22 protein-coding genes and 3 tRNA genes are annotated in these 21,342 nt (G+C 59.9%); all 25 read left to right on the top strand.

Translation table 11 applies throughout. The features are described 5' to 3' along the window. The first annotated feature begins 7 nt into the window (after positions 1-7). The 25 genes from ACZ5IU_RS02600 (at position 8) to ACZ5IU_RS02480 (ending at position 21,261) form a co-directional block, all read left to right on the top strand. On the top strand, positions 8-1,600 hold the full coding sequence (locus ACZ5IU_RS02600) for a DUF342 domain-containing protein (RefSeq protein WP_464420222.1): 1,593 nt from the start codon (positions 8-10) through the stop codon (positions 1,598-1,600). A 45-nt stretch (positions 1,601-1,645) separates the two neighbouring features. Then, positions 1,646-1,960 (top strand): hypothetical protein, encoded by a 315-nt coding sequence (locus ACZ5IU_RS02595; protein WP_464420220.1) that lies wholly within the window; start codon positions 1,646-1,648, stop codon positions 1,958-1,960. Further along, positions 1,953-2,525, top strand: a complete 573-nt coding sequence (locus ACZ5IU_RS02590; RefSeq protein ID WP_464420218.1) for a hypothetical protein — start codon at positions 1,953-1,955, stop codon at positions 2,523-2,525. The genes ACZ5IU_RS02595 and ACZ5IU_RS02590 overlap by 8 nt, the downstream gene beginning before the upstream one ends. Then, on the top strand, positions 2,503-3,129 hold the full coding sequence (locus ACZ5IU_RS02585) for a hypothetical protein (RefSeq protein ID WP_464420216.1): 627 nt from the start codon (positions 2,503-2,505) through the stop codon (positions 3,127-3,129). The genes ACZ5IU_RS02590 and ACZ5IU_RS02585 overlap by 23 nt, the downstream gene beginning before the upstream one ends. A 79-nt stretch (positions 3,130-3,208) precedes the next feature. Further along, the gene (locus tag ACZ5IU_RS02580; protein WP_464420214.1) at positions 3,209-3,625 is read left to right on the top strand and encodes a S1 RNA-binding domain-containing protein; all 417 of its coding nucleotides are present in this window, start codon (positions 3,209-3,211) and stop codon (positions 3,623-3,625) included. Continuing rightward, on the top strand, positions 3,625-4,257 hold the full coding sequence (locus ACZ5IU_RS02575) for a DUF501 domain-containing protein (RefSeq protein WP_464420212.1): 633 nt from the start codon (positions 3,625-3,627) through the stop codon (positions 4,255-4,257). The genes ACZ5IU_RS02580 and ACZ5IU_RS02575 overlap by 1 nt, the downstream gene beginning before the upstream one ends. Positions 4,258-4,276: 19 nt before the next feature. Further along, complete coding sequence (gene argH, locus ACZ5IU_RS02570) at positions 4,277-5,719, top strand: argininosuccinate lyase (protein WP_464420210.1); 1,443 nt, start codon at positions 4,277-4,279, stop codon at positions 5,717-5,719. A 222-nt stretch (positions 5,720-5,941) separates the two neighbouring features. Further along, a tRNA-Lys gene (locus tag ACZ5IU_RS02565) sits at positions 5,942-6,017 on the top strand. Positions 6,018-6,021: 4 nt separating this feature from the next. Continuing rightward, positions 6,022-6,097 (top strand) — tRNA-Glu (locus ACZ5IU_RS02560). A gap of 7 nt (positions 6,098-6,104) precedes the next feature. After that, positions 6,105-6,180, top strand: a tRNA-Thr gene (locus tag ACZ5IU_RS02555). A gap of 51 nt (positions 6,181-6,231) precedes the next feature. Next, complete coding sequence (locus ACZ5IU_RS02550; protein WP_464420208.1) at positions 6,232-6,876, top strand: histidine phosphatase family protein; 645 nt, start codon at positions 6,232-6,234, stop codon at positions 6,874-6,876. 82 nt (positions 6,877-6,958) lie between these two features. After that, positions 6,959-7,540, top strand: a complete 582-nt coding sequence (locus ACZ5IU_RS02545; RefSeq protein ID WP_464420206.1) for a sigma-70 family RNA polymerase sigma factor — start codon at positions 6,959-6,961, stop codon at positions 7,538-7,540. Positions 7,541-7,679: 139 nt separating this feature from the next. Beyond that, positions 7,680-8,249 (top strand): hypothetical protein, encoded by a 570-nt coding sequence (locus ACZ5IU_RS02540; protein WP_464420204.1) that lies wholly within the window; start codon positions 7,680-7,682, stop codon positions 8,247-8,249. Between the two features lie 28 nt (positions 8,250-8,277). Then, positions 8,278-10,032 carry a BamA/OMP85 family outer membrane protein gene (locus ACZ5IU_RS02535; protein WP_464420202.1) on the top strand — a complete coding sequence of 585 codons (1,755 nt, stop codon included), beginning with the start codon at positions 8,278-8,280 and terminating at the stop codon, positions 10,030-10,032. A gap of 214 nt (positions 10,033-10,246) precedes the next feature. Then, a complete protein-coding gene (locus ACZ5IU_RS02530) occupies positions 10,247-11,362 on the top strand; it encodes a hypothetical protein (protein ID WP_464420200.1) in 1,116 nt (371 codons plus the stop codon). Positions 11,363-11,421: 59 nt separating this feature from the next. Then, on the top strand, positions 11,422-12,492 hold the full coding sequence (gene lpxD / locus ACZ5IU_RS02525; RefSeq protein WP_464420198.1) for a UDP-3-O-(3-hydroxymyristoyl)glucosamine N-acyltransferase: 1,071 nt from the start codon (positions 11,422-11,424) through the stop codon (positions 12,490-12,492). Continuing rightward, positions 12,489-13,397 (top strand): UDP-3-O-acyl-N-acetylglucosamine deacetylase, encoded by a 909-nt coding sequence (locus tag ACZ5IU_RS02520; protein WP_464420196.1) that lies wholly within the window; start codon positions 12,489-12,491, stop codon positions 13,395-13,397. The genes lpxD and ACZ5IU_RS02520 overlap by 4 nt, the downstream gene beginning before the upstream one ends. Before the next feature lie 13 nt (positions 13,398-13,410). Further along, entirely contained in the window at positions 13,411-13,851 is a 441-nt protein-coding gene (fabZ, locus tag ACZ5IU_RS02515; protein ID WP_464420194.1) for a 3-hydroxyacyl-ACP dehydratase FabZ, read from the top strand. Between the two features lie 5 nt (positions 13,852-13,856). Beyond that, on the top strand, positions 13,857-14,717 hold the full coding sequence (gene lpxA / locus ACZ5IU_RS02510) for an acyl-ACP--UDP-N-acetylglucosamine O-acyltransferase (protein WP_464420192.1): 861 nt from the start codon (positions 13,857-13,859) through the stop codon (positions 14,715-14,717). Beyond that, entirely contained in the window at positions 14,686-15,234 is a 549-nt protein-coding gene (locus ACZ5IU_RS02505; RefSeq protein WP_464420190.1) for a KdsC family phosphatase, read from the top strand. Before lpxA ends, ACZ5IU_RS02505 begins: the two co-directional genes overlap by 32 nt. Before the next feature lie 2 nt (positions 15,235-15,236). Next, positions 15,237-16,373, top strand: coding sequence for an LptF/LptG family permease (locus ACZ5IU_RS02500; RefSeq protein ID WP_464420187.1), 1,137 nt, complete (start codon positions 15,237-15,239; stop codon positions 16,371-16,373). A gap of 56 nt (positions 16,374-16,429) precedes the next feature. After that, positions 16,430-17,263, top strand: coding sequence for an LpxI family protein (locus tag ACZ5IU_RS02495; RefSeq protein ID WP_464420185.1), 834 nt, complete (start codon positions 16,430-16,432; stop codon positions 17,261-17,263). Between the two features lie 16 nt (positions 17,264-17,279). Next, complete coding sequence (gene lpxB, locus ACZ5IU_RS02490; protein WP_464420183.1) at positions 17,280-18,407, top strand: lipid-A-disaccharide synthase; 1,128 nt, start codon at positions 17,280-17,282, stop codon at positions 18,405-18,407. Beyond that, the gene (locus ACZ5IU_RS02485) at positions 18,404-19,525 is read left to right on the top strand and encodes a glycosyltransferase family protein (RefSeq protein ID WP_464420181.1); all 1,122 of its coding nucleotides are present in this window, start codon (positions 18,404-18,406) and stop codon (positions 19,523-19,525) included. The genes lpxB and ACZ5IU_RS02485 overlap by 4 nt, the downstream gene beginning before the upstream one ends. After that, positions 19,522-21,261: an ABC transporter ATP-binding protein gene (locus ACZ5IU_RS02480; RefSeq protein WP_464420179.1), complete on the top strand. Its 1,740-nt coding sequence runs from the start codon at positions 19,522-19,524 to the stop codon at positions 21,259-21,261. The genes ACZ5IU_RS02485 and ACZ5IU_RS02480 overlap by 4 nt, the downstream gene beginning before the upstream one ends. The last annotated feature ends 81 nt before the right edge of the window (positions 21,262-21,342 follow it).

Genomic DNA, 21,342 nt, shown 5'->3' with positions numbered 1-21,342 from the left:
GATCACTATGGAAGACGTGGTTCGTGTCGAGTACCGTGAAGACGGAGTATATCTGGTGGCTGCCCCGAATGTTCCACTGTCTGTTCCGTCAGTCGTTTTCGCTCTGAAAACCGAGGGGATCTCGGATTACGACGGAGATGCCGTCACAAGTTTCGTGAACGGCCACGGAGAGAAAGCCGTCAGAGTGGCAGAACGGACTTCGGAACAGGACAAGGCGGCCGAGATCGATGTCCAGATAAGTTCGGACAAGCTCAGCGCGGACGCATGGGTCGAACCTCCCGCAGGGGCCGCTCCCTGGCCGACCGAGGAAGAAATCGTCCTGAAACTCGGAGAAAAGGGAGTTGTATACGGTATAAGGAAAGACGTCATCCGAGATCTCCTTCAGACGCGGGATACGGGCCACTGGGTCCGTGTCGCCGAAGGCACTCCCGCGGTAGATGGCACCGACTCCGAAGTGGAATATATGATAGCATTCGGTACCTCGAAACCGAAGGAGGTAGGAGAGGGGGAGAAGGTCGATTTCCGCGAGACGGGCGTTGTGACCGTCATCGTGAAGAACCAGCTTCTCGCGACGAAGACTCCCGCCACGGAGGGCAAGGACGGAATGAATGTCCTCGGAGTGCCGATCAGGGGAAAGAACGGGCGCGAGCGAACGATTCCGGCCGGAAGCGGGACAAGGGTCTCCGAGACGGGCAACGAGCTGTACGCGGATATCGACGGGCATCTCGTCCTCAAAAACGGAAAGCTGAATGTGCTGCCGGTTTTCCAAGTCGAGGAGGATCTCGATTTCAGCGTCGGAAACATTGATTTCATAGGTACGGTCGTGGTCCGGGGATCGGTTCGCGAAGGCTTCTCCATCAACTCTTCGGGCAACGTGGAAGTCAACGGCGTCGTCGAGGGCGCGAAGATCGCAAGCGGCGGAGACGTCACGATCCACGGCGGAATCCGCGGAATGGGCAAGGCACGGATCAGTGCGCAGGGCGATATCACGGTTGGGTTCATCGACCAGGCGACCGTCCGGTCGAAGAAAAATCTCAACGTCAAAAATGCCGTTCTGCACAGCGATATCGGGGCGCACGGTTCAGTCACGGTCGCAGGGGGAAGCAAGGCGCAGATCGCCGGGGGGAAAATCCAGGCCGGCAGCGAGGTCATCTGTCTGAATCTTGGAAGCGAAATGGGAACCCGGACGGAAGTCACGGTCGGTGTTCTGCCGGAGTATGTCGAACGCCGGAAGGAGCTTCTCGAGGTTCTTGAATCCGACGACGCCAACTACAAAAAAGTCGAGACGAACATTCAGTATCTGAAAAAACTCGAGTCCTCGGGACAGCTCGACGAGGCAAAACGGAGTATTCTCATCAGCCTGATGAAGGCGAGCTTTCAGCTTCAGTCGAAGCTCAAGTCCGAAGGGGACGAACTGCGGGAACTCGAGGAACGGATCGAAATGAGCAAGACGAAGGGGTGCGTCCGCGTCAGGGGAGCCTGTTACCCGGGCGTAACGATATCGATCAGGGGTTTGACGTATATCGTCCGAGAAGAACAGAAATTCTGCGCGTTTGTCTTCGAAGGCGGAGAGATCAAGGTCAAACCGTACGACTATTGACGCGGCTTTTTAAATCCCGTTCGGAATCGTACCGGGGAGGAAAGCATGGTAGAACCGGTCCAAATGCAGCTGTCACATTTAAATCTGGAACATGCGGTCAAGAACGTCCGGGAGGCGACGGCCCAGGCCCTTCAGACGGGGCGGGAAGGAGAGGCCGTAGCCGAAGCCATTCACAAGGATCAGACCGTGCAGACCTTCGAATCGTCCGAGGAAGCATCCGGCGTGCGCGTCCGAAGGGATCGGAACCGGGGCGGGGATTCGGAGGAAAGACAAAAGAAGAAGAAGCCGGGACAGGAAGAAGACGAGTCGTCCGAAACCCAGTCGAAAGCTGCGAAAGATGGAGTCGACTTCTATGCGTGACGCCGGACCGAAGATTCTGGGATACGTCACGGTCAGCGGCGATCGCGGACTGTTCCGCGGAGCGCTGCTGGCGGTTGACTTCCGCGGTATTCCGCTCGACTTCCGCTATACTGATCCGATCCGTCCCACAAAGCTCGAAAAGGTCCTGTACGGACAGTCTCTCGAGGTCTATCTCAGGGAAGAGCTTATTCTCGGAAGCCTCGTGAAGGCGTGCGAAGTCCGTCCCGTCTTCTGGATCGTCGCGGAAAGCTCGCTTATAGTGCCGCTCAGGCGTATCGTGAACGCGAAGGTCTGTGCGCTCGCGCAAAGCACCAACCGGCCTCTTTCCGCTACCGGAGATCTCGAACCCCAGCAGGAACCCGGAGTTTTCCTCCTGCAGGCCGATTCCGTCAGCGCTCCGCTGCGGCTTTATCTTCCCGACCTTCGCGAGGACGAGGCCCGTGGCGTCTCGCAGCTGCTCGTGGACGCGGCATCGACGATGGAGCTCCTGGAACCCTTTTCGAGGATCGAGAAAGCGCTCGGTGTCGTCGAAGAAGAATCGAATGGATCCGAGTCGTCTCACTGAAGAGCTGAAGGAATATCTCCGGCGCCTCTTTCTGGGCCGCATCAGGATCCGATCCCTCCCGAGACGTGAAGATGCGTCGTCCGTCACGGTCCGGAACGGGCAACGTTCCGTTACGATTCACAGAGGGGCGTCGAAACCCAGGATCGTTCCCGTATCTCTTATCGGAACACATTCCCTCGCATGTTCCAGCAAAAGTTTCCGGACACGTTCCCTGCGTCCGTCCGTTCGTGGGGGGCAAATCGTATCCTTCCCGACGGACGTTCACGGAGACGCTGTAGGCGGACTTTCGTCGAAGATCAGGAACGGCGCGCGATTTGCGCGTGTCCTGCCTCAGGAGAGAAGAAACCGTTCCTCATACGTCTCGCAAAGGCCACTTCCGGGAAAACGGATCTTTCTCGCGTATTACGCTCCGGTGATCCGCGAGGCGGTCCTGAAAACGGCGCTCAACCGGCAGAAGGGAACGCTGCTGATCTGGTATAATCTCGAAAGCAGAGCGCAGGCGCCCTACGGCACGTTTCTCATGAAGAAAATAGGGGAGGGCGGCGGCTTCGAATGGGAGTGGTCCCGGATGGACGCTCCCGATGTGGTTGGCAGCCGGGGGTGATTGAGACTCAAGGGAAGTGTCAGGGAAGATCGACGAAAAGGGAGTCACACAATCACCTATCTGGAGGGTCGATGAGTCAATGACCGAAGAGAAGAAACCCGTAGTGCCTCCGGTTCAGGAAGGAGAAATAGCGGAGTGCGTCGTCGAGCAGATTATGCCCTACGGCGCCTTTGTCCGGCTGAAGTCGGGACAGCGAGGCATGATCCATATCTCCGAACTCTCGACGAGCTATGTCAAGAAGGTCGAGGATATTCTGCAGCTTCAACAGGAAGTCAGGGCGAAGGTCATAAAGATCGACGAAAAGGGACGGATCGACCTGTCGATCAAGCGCCTCGAAGATCGGCCTGTGCGTCAGCACTCGGGTGCCGGCCGGGAAGATACGTTCGAGAAGAAGATCTCCTCGTTCCTGAAAATCAGCGAGCAGAAGATCGCGGACCTCAACAGCAAGATCAATTCGTCGAAATCCGGCAAGAAGCGGGCTGCAAAGCCGAAATAATGCGCTCGTTCTTTTCCGTCGTTTTTTCGGAGGGCATATTCCGCCCTCTTTTTTTTGTCCCCTGCGACAGAGACGACTTCCGGCTCCTCGCCTCCCAGATGCGGGACAGGAAGTTCCGGAAGGAGCTGGTCCTCGCGGCAGGTTGCCGGTGTGCGCACGGATTTCCGCGCGTTATTCTCTGCGATCCGCTTTCCGATAGTCGTCCCTTCCCGACGCTCTTCTGGCTTTCGTGCCCGATGCTCCGGAAAAAGTGCGCCACCCTCGAAACGGCTGGTGGCGTCCGCGAAATGGAATCCGCGCTCGTAGGGAAGGAATCCGAATGGATGCGGTATCACCGCGTATATTCCGCGATTCGCTCGCTTCTTATCCCCGAGCGGACGCGGACGTTTCTCTCCGCGAGGCGGCGGACGCAGTGGCGTTCGTTCCGGCTCGGCGGCGTCGGGGGAACGATGCCGCTCGGTTCTTCGGGACGGACCGGCGTCAAATGTCTCCACCTTCACACGGCTTCGTGGCTTGCTCTTGGCCGGCATCCCGCTCGGGAATGGCTCGCGGAGAAAATCGGCGGAAACGCGTGCGACGATCCTCATTCCTTTGGATGCGTTCCGGCGCCACAGTCTTCTATTGTCACATAACGGAAAGGAAGGATCTTTCATGTGGAAAGGGCGGTTCTCCCAGGAGACGACGGACGTCGTCCGTGATTTTACGCAGTCCCTCGATATCGACTGGTGCCTTGCGGAGTTCGACATTCAGGGGAGCATCGCGCACGTGTGCGCGCTCGCGAAGGCGGAAGTGATACCGCAAGAGGATGCGGCCGTCATTCGCCAGGGATTGCTCCGGATTCTCGACGAAATCCGTTCGGGCGACTACGTTCCTTCGGTCGATCTCGAAGACGTGCATATGAACATCGAGCATCGCCTGACGGAACTGACCGGAGCGGCGGGAGCGCGGCTCCATACGGGACGCAGCCGGAACGATCAGGTGGCGACCTCGATGCGTCTCTTTCTTCGGGACCGTCTTCTTTCCCTCGGAGATGGGGTACTCTCCCTTCTCGACGTGCTCACGACGAAGGCGCAAGGACACAGGGACGTCATCGTCCCGGGGTATACGCACGTGCAGCAGGCTCAGCCGATCACGATGGGACACTACTGGATGGCGCACTTCGAGGCCTTTCGTCGCGATTTCGAAAGGCTGCTCTTCGCGCTCGACGCGATGAAAGAATGCCCCCTCGGAGCGGGGGCTCTCGCAGGATCGACGCTTCCGCTCGACCGCGGGTATTCGGCATCGCTTCTCGGTTTCGACGGACCGACGCGAAACAGTCTCGATTCCGTGGGACAAAGGGACTACATCTACAACTACCATTCATTTGCGGCGATGTTCGCGGTCCACGCCAGCCGCCTTTCGGAAGATCTCGTACTCTACAGCTCCCAGGAGTTCGGATGGTTGTTGCTTCCCGATGCCTTCTGCACGGGATCGAGCATGATGCCGCAGAAAAAGAACCCCGATATTCTCGAACTCGTCAGAGGGAAAACGGGGCAGATCATCGGACATCTCATCGATCTTCTCGTTTCCCTGAAGGGGCTTCCGATGACATACGACCGGGATCTCCAGGAAGACAAGCGAGGCATGGAATCGTCCCTCGGAGTGATCGCTTCCACCCTCGCGGTGCTGCCGCCGCTCCTGTCCACTGTGGAAATCGACGGCGATCGGGCCGTACGCTGCATGTCGGACGGGCTCGTGTTGGCCACCGATATCGCGGAATACCTCGTAAGACGTGGGGTTCCGTTCAGGGACGCCCACTGGAAAGTCGGAAAGGTCGTCAGATTCTGCCTCGATGAACGGAAGACACTCTTCGACATCACGAAATCCGAGTGGATGAATCTTCTTCCCGAAGCGGGCGGAGATCTCGGGGGTATCCTCTCCCTCCGGGCGAGCGTGGAACGGAGGGCGACCACGGGCGGAACCGCGCCTTCGGAGGTCGGAAACAGAATCGAAGAGGCCCGAAAAGACCTGCTCGAGTACAATCGAATGCTCGGAACTCACCGGAAGCGGCGGGAACATGCCGCGCAGCTTTTTGAGGAGGCAGTCACTCCTTGACGCAAGACGAGGAGCGAGGGGCGCAGGACTGTCGGAAAACGGACACCGGATGAGGTTCAGCCGGGGTGAGGAATGCGGTTCTTTTTCTCCTCTTTGCAACGGTGCGAAAGCGTGATAGAATTCCGTGGTCGCGTTCGGCGACCCTTGACACTGCCGATTTCGGTGTTTATACTTTCTGAGCTGCCGCAGGAATGGACAAAAAGCAGACTTTCGCGGCGGAAAGAGCCGTTAGCTCAGCAGGTAGAGCACCGGACTTTTAATCCGGGTGTCGTGGGTTCGATCCCCGCACGGCTCACCAGAACGGTCCCATAGTCCAGTGGCCTAGGACACGGCCCTTTCAAGGCTGTGACACGGGTTCGAATCCCGTTGGGACCGCCATTTACAAGCCGGTGTAGCTCAGTTGGTAGAGCAGCGCACTCGTAATGCGCAGGTCCGCGGTTCAAGTCCGCGCGCCGGCTCCAGCTTTAAAGCCCCCTGAGGGGGCTTTTTTGTTATGGGAGGAGGCGTTGCCGGTGTGCAGGAGAGAGATCCTGTTCGTACGCCACGGGAAGACGGACTGGAACGACCAGCTTCGGTTTCAGGGATCCGTGGACATCCCGTTGAATGGGGAGGGCATCCGGCAGGTCGAAAGGATGGCTCTCAGGGTACTGGCATGGCGTCCGGAGCGAATCATCGGTAGCCCGCTCCGTCGCGCGCTCAGAACAGCTGCGGCTGTTCTCTCCCGTATGCCTGAATGCGATTTTTCGGTTCTTCCGTCACTTGCGGAAATGGAGTTCGGTGCCTGGGAGGGTAAGACGGTCTTCCAGATCGAAACGTTGTACGGTGGGCAATACATCCAGTGGAAGACCGATCCTTCGCAGGTGACGCCGGAGGGGGGAGAATCGTTCGATCACACAGTCGAAAGGGTCCGAGGCTTTCTGACGGGCGACTTCCCCTGCGGGCGGACGCTTGTCGTCAGTCATGGCGGCGTTATTCGGGCCGTACTCACGGCACTTTTCGACATTGCACCGGCTGTCGTCTGGCGCATGCGCATCGATAATGCGGCCTTCGTAGGCATCGAGGAACGACACGGGCGTTTTTCCCTGGCTTTCTGCAACGATCGCGTGCATCTTCTGGATGACGTTGCGGATCCCTCCCTTCTCCCGATCCGGATGTAGCCCCTCTTTTCCTGGTTCGTCGCTCCTGATACAATAGGCCACGGCTTTTCGAATGCCCGTCTGCCCGAAAGAAGGTGGCAACGTGTCGGTCGATGGAACCTCCCCCTTTCTTGACCCATCCGAAGAAGCGACGTTGTGGAAACGGTGCGGAAACGACGATGCCGAAGCGAGAGAGGCGCTGATCGTTGCGTATCGGCCTCTTGTATTCTGGCTTGCCCGCAAGTTCCGGGTGTCCCCCTCCTCTCATGCCGACCTGATACAGGAGGGGATGCTTGCGCTTGTGAAGTCGGTCGACAACTTCGATCCCGAGAGAAAATTCCGCTTCACGACGTACGCGTTTTATCGTATTCGGGGACAGATGGTCAATTTTCTTCAGAGATCGGAAGCCAGAGCCCCGATTCCGATAGAGGACGAATTCCTCGAGATTTCGGATGAACCAGCGGAGGACGCGATGGATACGCTTCTGAGCGTCGCCGAGGCGATGACACATCTTCCGGATCGCGAGGCCGGAGTCGTTCGGGCACTGCTGATCGAAGGAAAAGAGGTTCGTGACGTCGCCCGCGAAGAATCTCTGGATATCAGCCACGTATACCGGCTGCGGCGGAATGCCGTCGCCCGGCTCCGCGCGTGGCTGGGAATCGAAGATACCACAAAAAGGGTGTAATCCGGGATAACGGATAGTGCAGAAATGCATAATCTCGTGTATCGGGGTGATACCCGTGGAAAAACGCATACAGAGGGTAATGCGCTGGCTCGAGCGGTGTTTGCTTGCCTGCCGGGCGAAATCGTGGGAGAATGCTCTGATGGAAATAGAATGTGCCAAGGCCGAAATGGATGCCGCGCGCGAAGAGCTGTGGGCCATCGCACAGGATCCGGATACCGCCGGGCGTTCAGGCAGGGCTCTTTCCCGGACGGTACGGGCGGTTTTCGTGGCGGCGATGTTTGTTCTTGCGACCGCTGTGCCTTTGGCAAATTCGGTGATTCAGGTGCAGGACCGCGCAAAGGCGGCGGTCCGCGTGGCTCCGGTCCTCGAGTGGGTGACCGCGGACGAACGGACGCTTCTTGCAGCTCTCCGGAAGAGCCTGAGCGAAGCCAATGCCGGAACGACCAGAGAACAGTTCGTGCGAACGGACGCGGAAGTGGCTGAAGCAGAACTGCCCTCCGGGATCCGGAAGGCACGTTACGGTGTGGGGAAATCGAATGAAGGCGTAGCTGAGGGACAGGAGAATGTCGCCTCGAAACCGCGCTCCGGAATGACCGGAGAAAAGATCTATACATTGGTGCAACTGGGACAGAGAGCGTTGCGTGATTCGGAACCCGCGATCCGGATAGACCGGAGCGATGTTCCGCCGGAATCGTCCCGGAGAAAGTGAATCCGGCTTCTGGAAGGAGAGATTTCTATTGAAGAGATCCCCGAATGGTGGATTCGGAAGGGCGTTTTTCGTGAGTTCCTTCCTGATGATCGTGATCTTCTGTTCCCTTTTCGGAACGGCATGTGCCGAGACGCTGGTCTCCTCGGTGTCGGTCGAAGGAACGCAGCACGTCGTTCCGGAGCACGTCCTCGCGGCGGTGCGGACGAAAGTGGGGGAACCCCTGGACCGGACACAACTGCAGAAGGATGTCGAGGCGATCTACGGACTTGGCTTTTTCTCATTCGTCGATGTCGATCTGAAATCCCTTGCAGGCGGTGCGGCGGTGACGTTTGTCGTCAAGGAGAACCCCGTCGTCGAGCGCATCGAATTCAAGGGAAACACCGTCTACACGACAGGACAACTCATGAAGCTCGTCTTCACCCTCCCGGGAAACGTCTTCAATCAGGTCTTTTTCCGTCATGACCTCGAACGGATCCAGGAACAGTATCGCAAGGACGGGTACGTGATGGTCAAGATCGCGGACGTTCAGGTCAACGGCGGCAATATCAGCGTCACCATCCTGGAGCCGAAGGTCGGCGATATCTTCATTCAGGGAAACAAGCGGACCAAGACATACGTCATCCAGCGGGAGCTGAAGTTCAAAAAGGGAGACCTGTTCAACTCGACGCGTCTCCGTCATTCCATCAACAAGCTTCAGGGAATGGGCTACTTCGAGGATGTGAACGTCGGGTTCGAGCCCGGAGGCGATCCGTCGGTAGTGGATATCGTCCTGACCGTCGTGGAAAAGAAAACGGGGCGTTTCGGCGTTTCCGTGAGCCATGGGTCGGAAAGCGGATGGTCCGGAGGTCTGGATTACACCGATACGAACTGGAGAGGTCTTGGCCATAACGTCAATCTCGGATTTGAGACGGGCGATAACGAGCGATACTGGCTTACGTACAGTCAGCCGTTCATGGACGATAAGACGTACGCGTGGAAGGCCGGCATTTATAAACAGTATTATGATGACGTGAGCTATTACAAGAAAGGTATCAAGCAGCTTGAGTACGACGAGAACAAAAAAGGAATCTTCGTCGGAGCGGGGAAAAAGTTCGGACGCGACTCGAAACTCAGTTGGTTCGTCACGCTCGAATGGAAGGATATCGAGGTCTCGGACAGAAAGTACCAGACGGGTGTGACGAGCGATGACCTCGACTCCGGAACGACCTTCTCGGTTACGGGAACGCTGACTCGAAACAATCTCGACGAGTATCTGAGCTATCCCAAGGGAGACGTTATCGACCTCAGTGTCGAGCAGGCGTTCGATTTCCTCGGAGGCGACTACACGTACACGAAATATTGGATTCAGGGACGATATTACGTCCCGATAAAAGGAATATCCGAGTACTTCAGCGGGACGAGCCTCATCGCGGAAGACAATCCCGCTATCTTTGCGGCCCGGGTCAAGGCGGGATTTTCCTCCGGATCGCTTCCGACGGCCGGGCGGTATTCGATCGGCGGGGCGTCCACCCTCCGGGGATATGACGGAGGACAGTTCGAGGGCGACGAGATGTTCCTCGCGAACGTTGAGCTCAGAATCCCGGTCGACAAGACGTTCAACCTCGTGCTTTTCTATGATACGGGAAATGCTTGGGGCAGCGACGGTTCCTACAGTTTGTCCGATCTGTACGATTCGTGGGGATTTGGCGTGAGGGTCAGGACCCCGCTCGGGAATATCCGGTTCGATGTCGCCGAAGGCCAGTTCGAAAGCAGGACCCACTTTGGATTCGGGGAGATGTTCTAGGACCAATCGCCGAACGGGAAAATGGTGTGTGTGGGCTGTAGTCTTTTTCGTGGCTGCAGCCTTTATTTTTGTGCGGACTTCCTTTGCAGGTGAATTGCAGGGAAAACCCATACGCGATACTGTGGCATCGGGCGGTCCGGTCGTTCTGGTTCGCGGTCTTCCAGAATGGCTCCGGGCTAGCGCGGAACGAAGCCTTTCTGTCGTCTGGAGAGAGATGTCTACGGAAGATGCCCAGGAATTCCGCCTCGAAATCATGAAGATCGTCGCCGAACGTCTTTTCGCAGGGTTCATCGTCTCGGTTTCGGATGAGAACGGGCGTCCCGCGGTTCTGCTCTCGCCGCAGACGAGAGCAGACTGGAGTGTGGAATGCCTTCCTCCGCCTCTATCCGATGTTCTCGCGTCGTGGTTTCTCCGGGATGTCGATGGAGCGGCGGAGACCATCAGAGCGCTTCTCTCCGGCTTTCCTGTCGCGGCACTTTCCTGGGCCGATGCGGCGCTTCGTGACGAAATCCGGAGACTCCTCGGACCGGTCGTGCCTGGTTGGACTGTTTCAATTCTCGCACGCCTCGCTCCTCCGGCGGCCGATGTGACGAACGTCCGCCGAACCGAAAGATGCACTCTCCAGGTCACCTTTTCACCCGAGCAACCGCTCGTTCTCGCCGTCGTCCCGCGGGTTCACTCCTCGTCGCTTCCGGTCGTGTTGCGTTCCGACCTGAACGATGCGTTGCTCAAGGGAATGTCCGCGGTCATCGGAATTCCGGTTCTCTGGGCGAAAAAGCACGCGGCGGATATCGAACGATTTGCCGAGTTTCACCTGTCGGACCGGAACACGGTGACGAATTCGAGGGCAAGAGTCGACGCGACGTTCGTTCCCGACCAGATATCGAGGATCAACGCCGATGTCGAGAGTCGCCGGTACATACTCCGCGCGTGGGCGGCATTCTACCTCGGAACGGACGACAGGTATCCGGAACTCGGGCTCCATATCGGAAGAAAGGCACTCCCATGGTCGGGGTGGGACGTGGAGCTCTACGCGGAATGGATCCTGCGGGCGAACGATTTTGAGATCGAAGGACGCTACGGCGCCGAGTGGAGTCCTTTTCCTGCGTTCAGCATCGGCGGCGAGGTGTCCTACCCCGGCGGCCGGTTCTGGCTGAAGGCCCGGACCCGCCAGGATGTGGGGCGGCCGTATCTGTGGTGGCGTTTCAGCAACGACGATGAACACAATATCGGACTTGGAGTCCGGATCAACGAGCATATCTCCATTGAACTGCATTATGACGGACGCGACCCGGATTCCCTGAGCCTCCGGGCGATCGGGAATCTCTGAAAGATGTCGCCGGGACTAGACGGGTACGTTCGAACGGCGCCGCGACAGGAGGGTACTGGATGAAACTGTCACAGGGAGTCACACTTGCAGAGATCGCCCGTAACGTTGGAGGACGTGTCGTCGGGAATCCCGGTTGCGTCGTCGATCGCCTGACGTCGCCTCGCGACGCCGACGGAGAGGCCATCTGTATCCTCTGGGACGCGAAACTCTCGGAAATGCCTGGGGACGAAGCTCTCATCATCGCTCCGGCTCCCTTCTTCTTGGGGGAACGGAATGGCGTCATCGTGGATGATCCCAAGGCCGCATTGCCGGAAATCCTGCTTTTTTTCGAAAGCCTTTCGGTTGCCGACGACGTCCGGAAAGGAGTTCATCCGTCCTCGGTCGTTTCCCCGAAAGCGTCCGTTCACCCGGATGCCTGGATCGGTCCCCTCTGCAGCATCGGGGACGGGACGATCGTCGAGTCCGGTGCACGCCTTCTCTCGCATGTATCGGTCGGGGCTTCGTGCAGAATCGGCAGCGGAACGATCGTGGAGCCTCACGTCGGAATCATGGATCGCTGCTCCGTGGGAACCGGGTCGCTGATTCACGGAGGAACCGTCATCGGAGCCGACGGTTTCGGCTTCCGGACCGGACCGGACGGTCCCCGAAAGATTCCGCAGCTCGGCGGCGTCGTCATCGGAAATTCCGTCGAAATCGGTGCGTGCACGACGATCGACAGAGGGACGATCGCGGATACGGAGATCGGGGACGGCACCAAGATCGATGACCACGTTCACATCGGACACAATACCGTTGTCGGGAAGAACTGCATCGTCGTGGCCATGACGGGTGTCGCCGGAAGCGTTGTCGTCGAAGACAACGTCGTTCTCGCCGCCAGGAGCGGCGTCACGGACCACGTCCGCATAGGCAGAGGCGCCCAGGTCGCGGGGATGGCGGGCGTGACGAAGGACGTTCCCGCCGGTGCGACCGTGTCCGGATTCCCTGCGAGGGAACATCGTCGCACGTTCAGGATATTCGCGTTGACAGAAAAACTGCCGGAACTGTTCGAACGCGTCCGTCGTCTTGAACGCGTGTCCCAGTCGAAGCATACAACCTCCGAAGATCCCGGCGGAGAGGCAGTCGGAAGATGACATCCCGTGCATCCGCTGCCGTCGGCATGTCGCGCCGTCGGACGATTTCGCGCGATGTGGTCTGCGGCGGAAACGGACTTCACACGGGACGACCTTTTTCCGTCCGCCTTTCGCCGAATTTCGGATCTCCGGGGATACGATTCGACCTCCCGCAGGGAGAATACGGAGTGGAAGATGCGACTCCTTCGGGCACGTCGCGCGGAACCGATCTCATCTTTCCCTGTGGGACGCACCTGAAGACCGTCGAACACCTCCTTGCCGCGGCGGGAGGGCTTGACGTGGATTCGATGACGATCGCCGTCAGGAGCGAAGATGTCGGATCCTCCGCCGGGGGCGATGTATTCGAGATTCCGGCCCTCGACGGATGTGCCGCGGGATGGGGCGGGATGATCCTCGAAGCCGGGATCGCGGAACGCGACGGAGCTTTGGAATTCCTCTCGCCGCCTGTTCCGGTCGCATTGTCGGATGCCGGCGGAGAGCGATTCGTCGGAGCGTTTCCGTCGGATATCTTCCGGATCGACTACATCATCCGGTATCCGTCGATCCCCGACATCGGGACGCAGGCGTTTTCGATACGTCCGGACCCCGACTCGTTCGCGTCCGGGATCATGCCGGCGCGGACGTTCGCTCTTGATTCCGAGATCGAAATGCTGTACCGCAGGGGGCTTGCCAAAGGCGGATCGCTCGAAAACGCGACGGTATTCGGCGACCGCACGGGAAGCGTCCGCGCAAAGGGAGGACTTCGGTTTCCCGATGAACCGGTGCGTCACAAGGTGCTCGATCTCATCGGGGATCTGGTTCTCGTGGGACGGCCGCTGCGGGCGCGTGTGATTGCGTTCATGGCGGGGCACGAGATGCACCTTCGTCTCGTCCGTGCGCTGAGAGCGCTTATTCTTCGCCAGTAAGGAGGCGTGTGGGATGTACGATATCGATACGATACTGAAGAGTCTGCCGCACAGATTCCCGTTTCTTCTCGTGGACAGGATACTCGAATACAGCGAGACCCGGGTCGTCGGGCTCAAGAACGTGACGATGAACGAGCCGTTCTTTCCGGGGCACTTCCCGACGGAGCCGGTGATGCCGGGAGTTCTCGTCCTCGAGGCCATGGGGCAGGTCGCCGCGATGATGCTGACGTTACGGCCCGGAGCCGAGGGACTCGTGACGTATCTGACGGGGATCGAGAAGGCGAAGTTCCGGAAGCCCGTACGTCCGGGCGATCAGTTGGTCACGACCGCGGAGCTCCTGAAAGTCCGCGGGATGATGGGGAAGGTGCGAACGACGGGGCGCGTCGGGGACGACATCGCGGCCGAAGCCGAAATGAGCTTCATGGCGGCGTACAAGCTGAAGAAAGAAGATTGACAGGCATGGCCGTTTGCATTCATCCGACGGCTCTTGTGGCCCCGGAGGCCGTGTTGTGCGACGGCGTCGAGATCGGACCCTATTGCGTCGTTTCGGGAAACGTCATCATCGGAGTGGGAACGAAACTCGCCGCATTCGTTCGGATCAGGGATTATGTCGAGATCGGGAGAGACTGTACGATCGCGGAAAACGCCGTTCTCGGAGGAGAGCCGCAGGACCACGATTTCAAGGGCGAGGTAACCTGGGTCCGCATCGGCAACGGCGTGATCATCCGCGAAAGCGTGACCATCCATCGTTCGACCGGAGAAGGAACCTGTACATCCGTCGGTGACGGATGCTTTCTCATGGAAGGCGTTCATGTCGGACACAACGTGAAAATCGGAAAAAACGTCACCGTCGCCAACAAGGCCGGATTCGCGGGACACTCGTCGGTCGGCGACGGAGCCGTGATCGGCGGCATGGCGGGACTTCATCAGTTCACGCGCGTCGGAAAACTGTGCATGATCGGGGGACTCAGCAAGGTCGTGAAGGACATCCCTCCGTTCCTGATGGTGGATGGACACCCCGCGCGGATCGAGGCGCTGAACGTCGTCGGGCTTCGCAGAGCGGGATTCGGCCGCGAACAACGCACGGCGATCAAGGACGCGTACGCCCACCTGTACCGTTCGGGTCTTCTCCTCAGAGACGCGGCCGTTCGTTTGCGTGAAGAGTCGCAGGAAACTGTTGTCCGCGATATTCTCGATTTCATCTCCGGGTCGAAACGGGGCGTCGCGTTGTGGCGCGCGAAGGGGGCATCCTCGGAACATGACGCGATCATATCCGGAAAAGGGTCGGATGAGTGCGGCGATTCGTCTTCTGGTACTTGACGTCGACGGAACGCTGACCGACGGCGCCGTCTTCCTGGACGGAGCGGGAAACGAATTCAAGCGGTTTCACGTCCGCGACGGAATGGGAATCGCACGTCTCCGGGCATCGGGGGTCGAGGTCGCCATTCTCAGCGGGCGGTATTCGGCGGCGACGGCGCGAAGGGCCGGAGAACTCGGAATCCACCTTCTCTTCAACGGAGTGAAGAACAAGCTCCCTGCGCTGGAGGAGCTCGCGGCGAGCCTTGGCCTGGCCGCGGAGGAGATCGCGTATGCCGGCGACGACGTGAACGACCTCCAGTGTATCCGGTGGGCCGGGCTTGGCTGCGCCGTCGCGGATGCGGAGGATGATGTCCGAAACGCGGCGCGCTTTGTCTCGAAGTCGCGCGGCGGCTACGGGGCGGTCCGCGATATCGCCGAACACATCATCCGGCTGAACGGCGCAACCTGCGGGATGTCCGCGGAGACTTCCGGAGGAACTGGTGACATCTCGACCGTACGGTCGGAGAGGCGGGAGTGACGATGCCGAACCTTACGGGCGTTTCCGCAGGAGCCCGAAGGATTCCGGGAATGAAAATTCTCGACGGATACATCATCCGGGAACTGGCGGGATCGTTTGTCTTCGGAATCATGGCGTTCACTATCATCTTCATAGCGGGAGACCTGCTCTTCCAGGCCGCAAACCTCATTATCGAAAAGGGAGTGTCGCTTCTCGTCGTCGCCCGCCTGTTTGTCTATCGCCTGCCGGAGGTCATCCTGATGACCGTGCCGATGTCGTCGCTTCTGGCGACGCTTCTGACATTCGGGCGACTTTCGGTCAACAGCGAAATCGTCGCGATTCAGGCGGCCGGCATCTCGTTCCGTCGCGTTCTGCGCCCGGTCGTCGGAATTTCCGCCGCTCTTGCGGTCCTCACGCTCGTCGGGAATGAGTCGATCGTTCCGTTTTCGAACAGGGCTTCGGAGAATCTCATGAAGTACGAGATCCTCCAGGAGCGTCCGTCGGTTCTGAAGGAGCGGGTTTTTCTGAAGGACGAGCAGAACGGGGAACTCAAGAGGGTCCTGTACCTCGGGAAGCTCCGCCCGAGGGAGGGACTGATGAGCGATATTCTTGTCCAGGAGTTCGACGCTGGAAAGCTGCGCCGGATTTCCACGGCGCAGAGAGGGACGTGGAGGAGCGGGGAATGGTGGGTCGAACAGGGAGAAGTCTTCGAAGTCCGGGATAGCGGGAAAGTCAGCCTCCTGTTCCGCTTCGACCGACAGCGGCTGCTGCTCAACCTTTCGCCCGAACAGCTCGAAAAGGCCTCGCGGAGACCCGCCGAAATGAGTTCGATCGAACTGCTCGCGCACATCAATATTCTCAGAGCGCAGGGTGCGAACCTTCTGCCCCTGTGGGTGCTCTTTCACCTGAAACTTTCCGTTCCGTGGTCGACGCTGATCCTTGCCGTTCTCGGAGCGAGCATCGGAGTCCGCACGCCGAGACGCGGAGGTTCGGGGATCGGATTCGGACTCTGCATCATGATCGTGTTCGCCTACTATGTCCTGATGTCGTTTTCGCGGGCGCTCGGAGAAGCGGGAAACATCCCGCCGATGCTCGCCGCATGGCTGCCGAACATCACGTTCATCGTTCTTGGGGCGGTTTTCATCCGGAAGGCCGACTGAAATCGGATCCCAGGTGGGATCGGTCGAATGAACACGCTGAGAGAGGAATGATACCGTTGCACGAAACGATCGCCGTTATCGCCGGAGACGGTGCGCTGCCGCTTCTCGTGGCGGCGCGGATCTCGGAACGGGGGGGGCGCCCAGTCGTCTATGCCCTGCGCGCGGAAACCGGATCGTTCCGGACGATTCCCTGCGCCCTCAAGACATTTCCATCCCCAGATCTCGGATGGGCGCTTTCGGACATGCGGACCGAAGGAGTCGGCGCGATCGTCCTCGCCGGACGCGTTCCGAAGGAGCTCTGTTTCGTTCCGGAGAAACTGGATCCTTTTTTGCGAAACATCCTGAAGACGACCGCTGCGCGGGACGACCACTCCCTCCTCGGAGCCGTCCTCGCCGCGATCGAAAGAGTCGGAATCCCCGTCATTTCCTATCGGGACCTGATTCCGGACATGCTTGCGGGGGAGGGACGTCTCTTCGGTCGCGTGCCCGACGAGACGGAACGGGCCGACATTCTTTACGGCCGCGGGATTTTGCGCGTTCTCCTTCCGCTCTCGTTCGGACAGACCGTCGTCGTGCGCGGCGGTGCGGTCGTCGCCGTGGAGGCCATGGAGGGGACCGACGAGACGATCCGCAGGGCGGGACGCATCCTCCGGGAGAACGGACGCGGCGGGTGCGTCGTCAAGATGATGCGGCCGGATCAGGACGAGCGCTACGACCTCCCGACGATGGGATCGACGACTCTCGATATCATGCGCGAGTCCGGAATTTCCTGTCTCGCCGTCGAGACGGGCCGGACGATCGTTCTCGACCCTGGAAAATGTTCGCGTCTCGCGGAGGAATACGGCATCTCCGTAACCGGAATCGCCTCCGGAGAAGCTTCGTGCCCGTGAACCGGGGAAGAGCCGCGTGTCGATCTTCCTGAGTTGCGGCGAGGCATCGGGCGATCAGTACGCCGCCTCGCTCATCCGTTCCCTGAGAACCCTCGGATACGATGAGCCTTTGTGGGGAATGCTCGGAGAAAAAGGAGGGGCGGCGGGGGGCGAAGTTCTTTTTTCCTCCGCGGAACTCGGAATTTTCGGCATCGCTGACGCGCTCGTAGCCTTGCCGCGTCTCCTGCGTCTTCGGGAGCGCATCGTTGCCGCGATCGAAGAGCGAAGGCCATCCTGTGTCGTCGTCATCGACAGCCCCGATTTCCACCTCCCGCTGATCGCAGCTCTCAGACGACTGGCCTGCCGCGTTCCGGTCGCGTATATCGCGCCGCCGACCGTGTGGGCGTGGCGGAAGTGGCGCGTGAAAGGCCTCGCGCGAAACGTCGATCTGTGTCTTCCGCTCTTCGCGTTCGAACACGAGTTTCTCGTGAAGCACGGCGTGCGGAGCGCGTGGGCGGGACATCCCCTCGTCGACGATATGGACCGATGCGCACCTTCCGGACGCGTCGCCGGGGATGGGGCGGACGGAATCCCCGTCGCGTTCCTTCCCGGAAGCCGCGGCAGCGAGATCAGGCGTCTCCTGCCGCTGATGCTCGCGGTCGCTCGCGACAGCCGGTCGTGGGGAGTTCGTCCCATTGTTTCGGTCGCTTCCGGTCTGGCGCCCCGGTGGAGGGAAAAGATCCGGAAAGCGGCGGAAGATCTCGAAACGGACGAAGGGGACGGGCGGGATCTGATGGCCCGATGCCGCGCGGTCGTCGGCGCGAGCGGTACGGCCTCGGTCGAAGCGCTCCTGCTCGGGAGGTTCATGGCGGTCGTCTACCGCGTCTCGTGGTTTTCGGCCCTTCTCTTCAGGCTTCTGGTGCGCACGCCGTTCGTTTCTCTGCCGAATGTCCTCGCGGGGGAGGAGGTCTTTCCCGAATTCCTGCAGCATCGGGCGACGCCTTCGGCCGTGGAGAAAACGCTCCGGATGTACCTCCGCGACGAGACCTTCAGGGCACGGAAGGACGCGGCGATCGAACGGACGCGTGTTCTCATGGGACGCTCGGGGGGCATCCGGCTCTGGGCGACGTCCGTCCTCGGACTCTGTGCGGGGCGGGACCGATGAAGGCGGCGCTCCTCACGAACGGTCCCGGAGAACTTCAGGGATGGGTCCGGCCGCTCGCCGCGGAACTTTCGAAACGTGGGCACGCGATTGACGTCTGGATACTCCCGTGCCAGTATTCGAGTGGAAGGGAGAGGGAGATCGCGGCGTCGATGGATGTCGGCGACGTCATCGGTCCGCTTCCGTTTTTTCCGATGCTGCGGGAGATGTCGCGCAGGACGGCCGATGTCATCGTTCAGCTCGGAGGAGACCTGGTGTTCGGCCGTTTCCTTTCGTGGAGGAGACACATCCCCCTCGTCTGTTACGCATATGGTCCGAAGAAGGGGATGGACCGGTGCGACCTGGTTGCGACCGCGTATCCCCGGATGGCGGAATCGCTGCGCGTCCGCTCCCGGCGGCTCTTCCTCGCGGGCGACCTCGTACGCGATACGGTGAGGCCTGCGGGTGGCGGAGATGCGGACGAAGGTACGGCGACCGGTCGTCGCAGCGGAAAACGGATCATCGTGTTTCCCGGAAGTCGGAAGGGAATCCGTGAAGCGTCCCTGCAGTTCGTCGAGAACGTGTTTCGTGATGTCCGGGAGGAGTTCCCCGATGTCGAAATCAGGATCCTCCTTCATCCCTTTGCGGATTCCGAGGAATACGGACGATGGGAAGCGGCCGGACTGACGCCGTCCGTCGGATCGTCGGCGGACGCCATGTCGTGGGCGGATCTCGCGGTGACGCAACCGGGAACGAACACGCTGGAACTCATGCACAGCCGTGTTCCGTTCCTCGTCGTCGCTCCGTTTTCATTCATCCCGTACATTCCCGTTTCCGGTGTCTGGAACCTGTTACGCGTTCTTCCGGGAGGGAACAGCCTCGTCAGGCGGATTCTTTCGGGCAAGAGGCGGGCGTCCCCGTTTGTTTCATGGCCGAACCGCATAGCGGGTCATGAGGTCGTAGGGGAACTCGTCGGAGATGTCGTGCCCGCGGACGTCGCCGGGGCGTTGAAGTCGCTTCTGCGGAATCCGGATCGGCTGCGGGGCATTCGCGACGACCTCGGGAAACTCTCCGCGACGGGTGGCGAAGGCGCGGCGAGGGAGCTCGTCACCCACATCGAAAGGTTGATTGAGAAACGATGATCGATCGGGACCATCCCTACCTGCGTCTCATCAGACTGCTGCGTCCCTATACGGGGCGTTTCCTGTCGGCGATCGCCTGCATGCTCGTCGCGTCCGCCTGTACGGTTATCCCGCCCTGGCTGATCAAGAACGTCGTCGACGACGTCCTCATAGCACGGAACATGGTGATGCTCAATCTCCTTCCTGTGGCGATCATCCTCCTTTTTCTCGGAAAGGCCCTCGCCGCATACGGTCACCAATACCTCATGAACTGGGTCGGCCAGAGAATCGTCATGGAACTCCGGATCCGACTCTACGATCACATGCAGCGCATGTCCCTGAGATATCTCTACGGCGCGAGAGTCGGGGAACTGATGTCCCGCGTGACGAACGACGTGACCGTGCTCCAGACGCTCGTCACGTCGGTTGTCGTGAATCTCGTCGTTCAGGGGACGACGTTCCTCGGAATGCTCGGCTTTCTCGTCTATATCAACTGGAGCCTCACGCTTCTCACGTTCGCGATCCTTCCGCTCTGTGTCTTTGTCCTTGACCGGGCCGGAGAAAAGCTCCGCCGCGTCGGACACGAGATCCAGGAGCAGATCGCGCTCGTTTCGTCGATCGTTCAGGAGGCGTTTTCCGCGATACGGATCGTCCGGTCGTTCGCGACCGAAGATCTCGAACTCGAACGGTTCCGCGTGCGGAATGTCTCGAACTTCGACGCGCTGCTTCGTGGGGTCAAGGTCCAGGCCGCGCTCACGGGCGTCATCGAAGTGCTGCTCATCGTCACCCTCGCGGCGATCCTCTGGCTCGGTGGACGGGACGTCATCAGGGGCGAACTGACCCCGGGCGAACTGGTCGCGTTTCTGGGGTATCTCGGATTTCTGGTCCAGCCGATACGGGTCTTCACGGGCGTGCTGAGTTCGATCCAGTTCGGCAAGGCGTCGCTCGAGCGGATCTTCGACGTTCTCGATACGCCCGTCGATATCGAATCCCCGGAGGACCCCGTGATCCTTCCGGCGATCCGGGGACGTGTCGCGCTCGAGAACGTGTCGTTTTCGTACACGCCCGACGCTCCGATCCTCAGAGGCGTCAGCTTCGAAGCCGAGCCCGGGGAAAAGATCGCGATCGTCGGACATACGGGCGCGGGAAAATCGACGCTCGTGGATCTCATTCCGAGATTCTACGATCCGGACGGCGGACGGGTTCTCATCGACGGAGTCGATGTCCGGAGAATGGACCTCGCGACGCTCCGGCGCCAGATCGGCATCGTCCCCCAGGATCCGCTTCTCATGAAGGGAACGTTCAGGTTCAATATCTCCTACGGAGTTCCCGACGCCACGGAGGATCGCGTCCGGCGGGCCGCGGAGATCGCGGGGATCGATGACTTCATCGTCCGTCTTCCGAAGGGATACGATACCGAGATCGGAGAACGCGGCGTGACGCTGTCGGGCGGAGAGCGCCAACGTGTCGCGATCGCGCGCGCGATCGTCCGGGATCCGAGAATTCTCATCCTCGACGAGGCCACGTCGTCGCTGGATCTCGATGTCGAGCGGCGAATCCGGGAGGCGATGCGGAACGCGATGGAAGGGCGAACATCGTTCATCATCGCACACCGGCTGTCGACCGTCCGCGATGCCGACAGAATTCTCGTCATCAGCGACGGACGGATCGCCGAACAGGGGACGCACGACGAACTCCTCCGGTGCGGTGGCTTCTATTCCCACCTGTGTTCCATTCAGTCGGGCCATGTCGGATAGGGAACGGACGTCGGCGTCGCTGTTCCATTCTGTACTTGCGAGATATCTCGCGTATGCGCGCGGAGAAAGCGCGCGCAGTCC

The sequence above is a fragment of the Lactivibrio alcoholicus genome (genome assembly GCF_055390895.1).
This window is presented reverse-complemented; position numbering and strand designations above follow the sequence as displayed.

Coding starts and splice junctions, on each gene's coding strand:
- lpxD (WP_464420198.1), top strand. CDS start 11,422: ATGAAACTGTCACAGGGAGTCACACTTGCAGAGATCGCCCGTAACGTT.
- ACZ5IU_RS02485 (WP_464420181.1), top strand. CDS start 18,404: ATGAAGGCGGCGCTCCTCACGAACGGTCCCGGAGAACTTCAGGGATGG.
- argH (WP_464420210.1), top strand. CDS start 4,277: ATGTGGAAAGGGCGGTTCTCCCAGGAGACGACGGACGTCGTCCGTGAT.
- ACZ5IU_RS02585 (WP_464420216.1), top strand. CDS start 2,503: ATGGATCCGAGTCGTCTCACTGAAGAGCTGAAGGAATATCTCCGGCGC.
- ACZ5IU_RS02480 (WP_464420179.1), top strand. CDS start 19,522: ATGATCGATCGGGACCATCCCTACCTGCGTCTCATCAGACTGCTGCGT.
- lpxA (WP_464420192.1), top strand. CDS start 13,857: ATGGCCGTTTGCATTCATCCGACGGCTCTTGTGGCCCCGGAGGCCGTG.
- ACZ5IU_RS02505 (WP_464420190.1), top strand. CDS start 14,686: ATGAGTGCGGCGATTCGTCTTCTGGTACTTGACGTCGACGGAACGCTG.
- ACZ5IU_RS02575 (WP_464420212.1), top strand. CDS start 3,625: ATGCGCTCGTTCTTTTCCGTCGTTTTTTCGGAGGGCATATTCCGCCCT.
- ACZ5IU_RS02530 (WP_464420200.1), top strand. CDS start 10,247: ATGTCTACGGAAGATGCCCAGGAATTCCGCCTCGAAATCATGAAGATC.
- ACZ5IU_RS02600 (WP_464420222.1), top strand. CDS start 8: ATGGAAGACGTGGTTCGTGTCGAGTACCGTGAAGACGGAGTATATCTG.
- ACZ5IU_RS02500 (WP_464420187.1), top strand. CDS start 15,237: ATGCCGAACCTTACGGGCGTTTCCGCAGGAGCCCGAAGGATTCCGGGA.
- ACZ5IU_RS02580 (WP_464420214.1), top strand. CDS start 3,209: ATGACCGAAGAGAAGAAACCCGTAGTGCCTCCGGTTCAGGAAGGAGAA.
- ACZ5IU_RS02540 (WP_464420204.1), top strand. CDS start 7,680: ATGGAAATAGAATGTGCCAAGGCCGAAATGGATGCCGCGCGCGAAGAG.
- ACZ5IU_RS02590 (WP_464420218.1), top strand. CDS start 1,953: ATGCGTGACGCCGGACCGAAGATTCTGGGATACGTCACGGTCAGCGGC.
- ACZ5IU_RS02595 (WP_464420220.1), top strand. CDS start 1,646: ATGGTAGAACCGGTCCAAATGCAGCTGTCACATTTAAATCTGGAACAT.
- fabZ (WP_464420194.1), top strand. CDS start 13,411: ATGTACGATATCGATACGATACTGAAGAGTCTGCCGCACAGATTCCCG.
- ACZ5IU_RS02520 (WP_464420196.1), top strand. CDS start 12,489: ATGACATCCCGTGCATCCGCTGCCGTCGGCATGTCGCGCCGTCGGACG.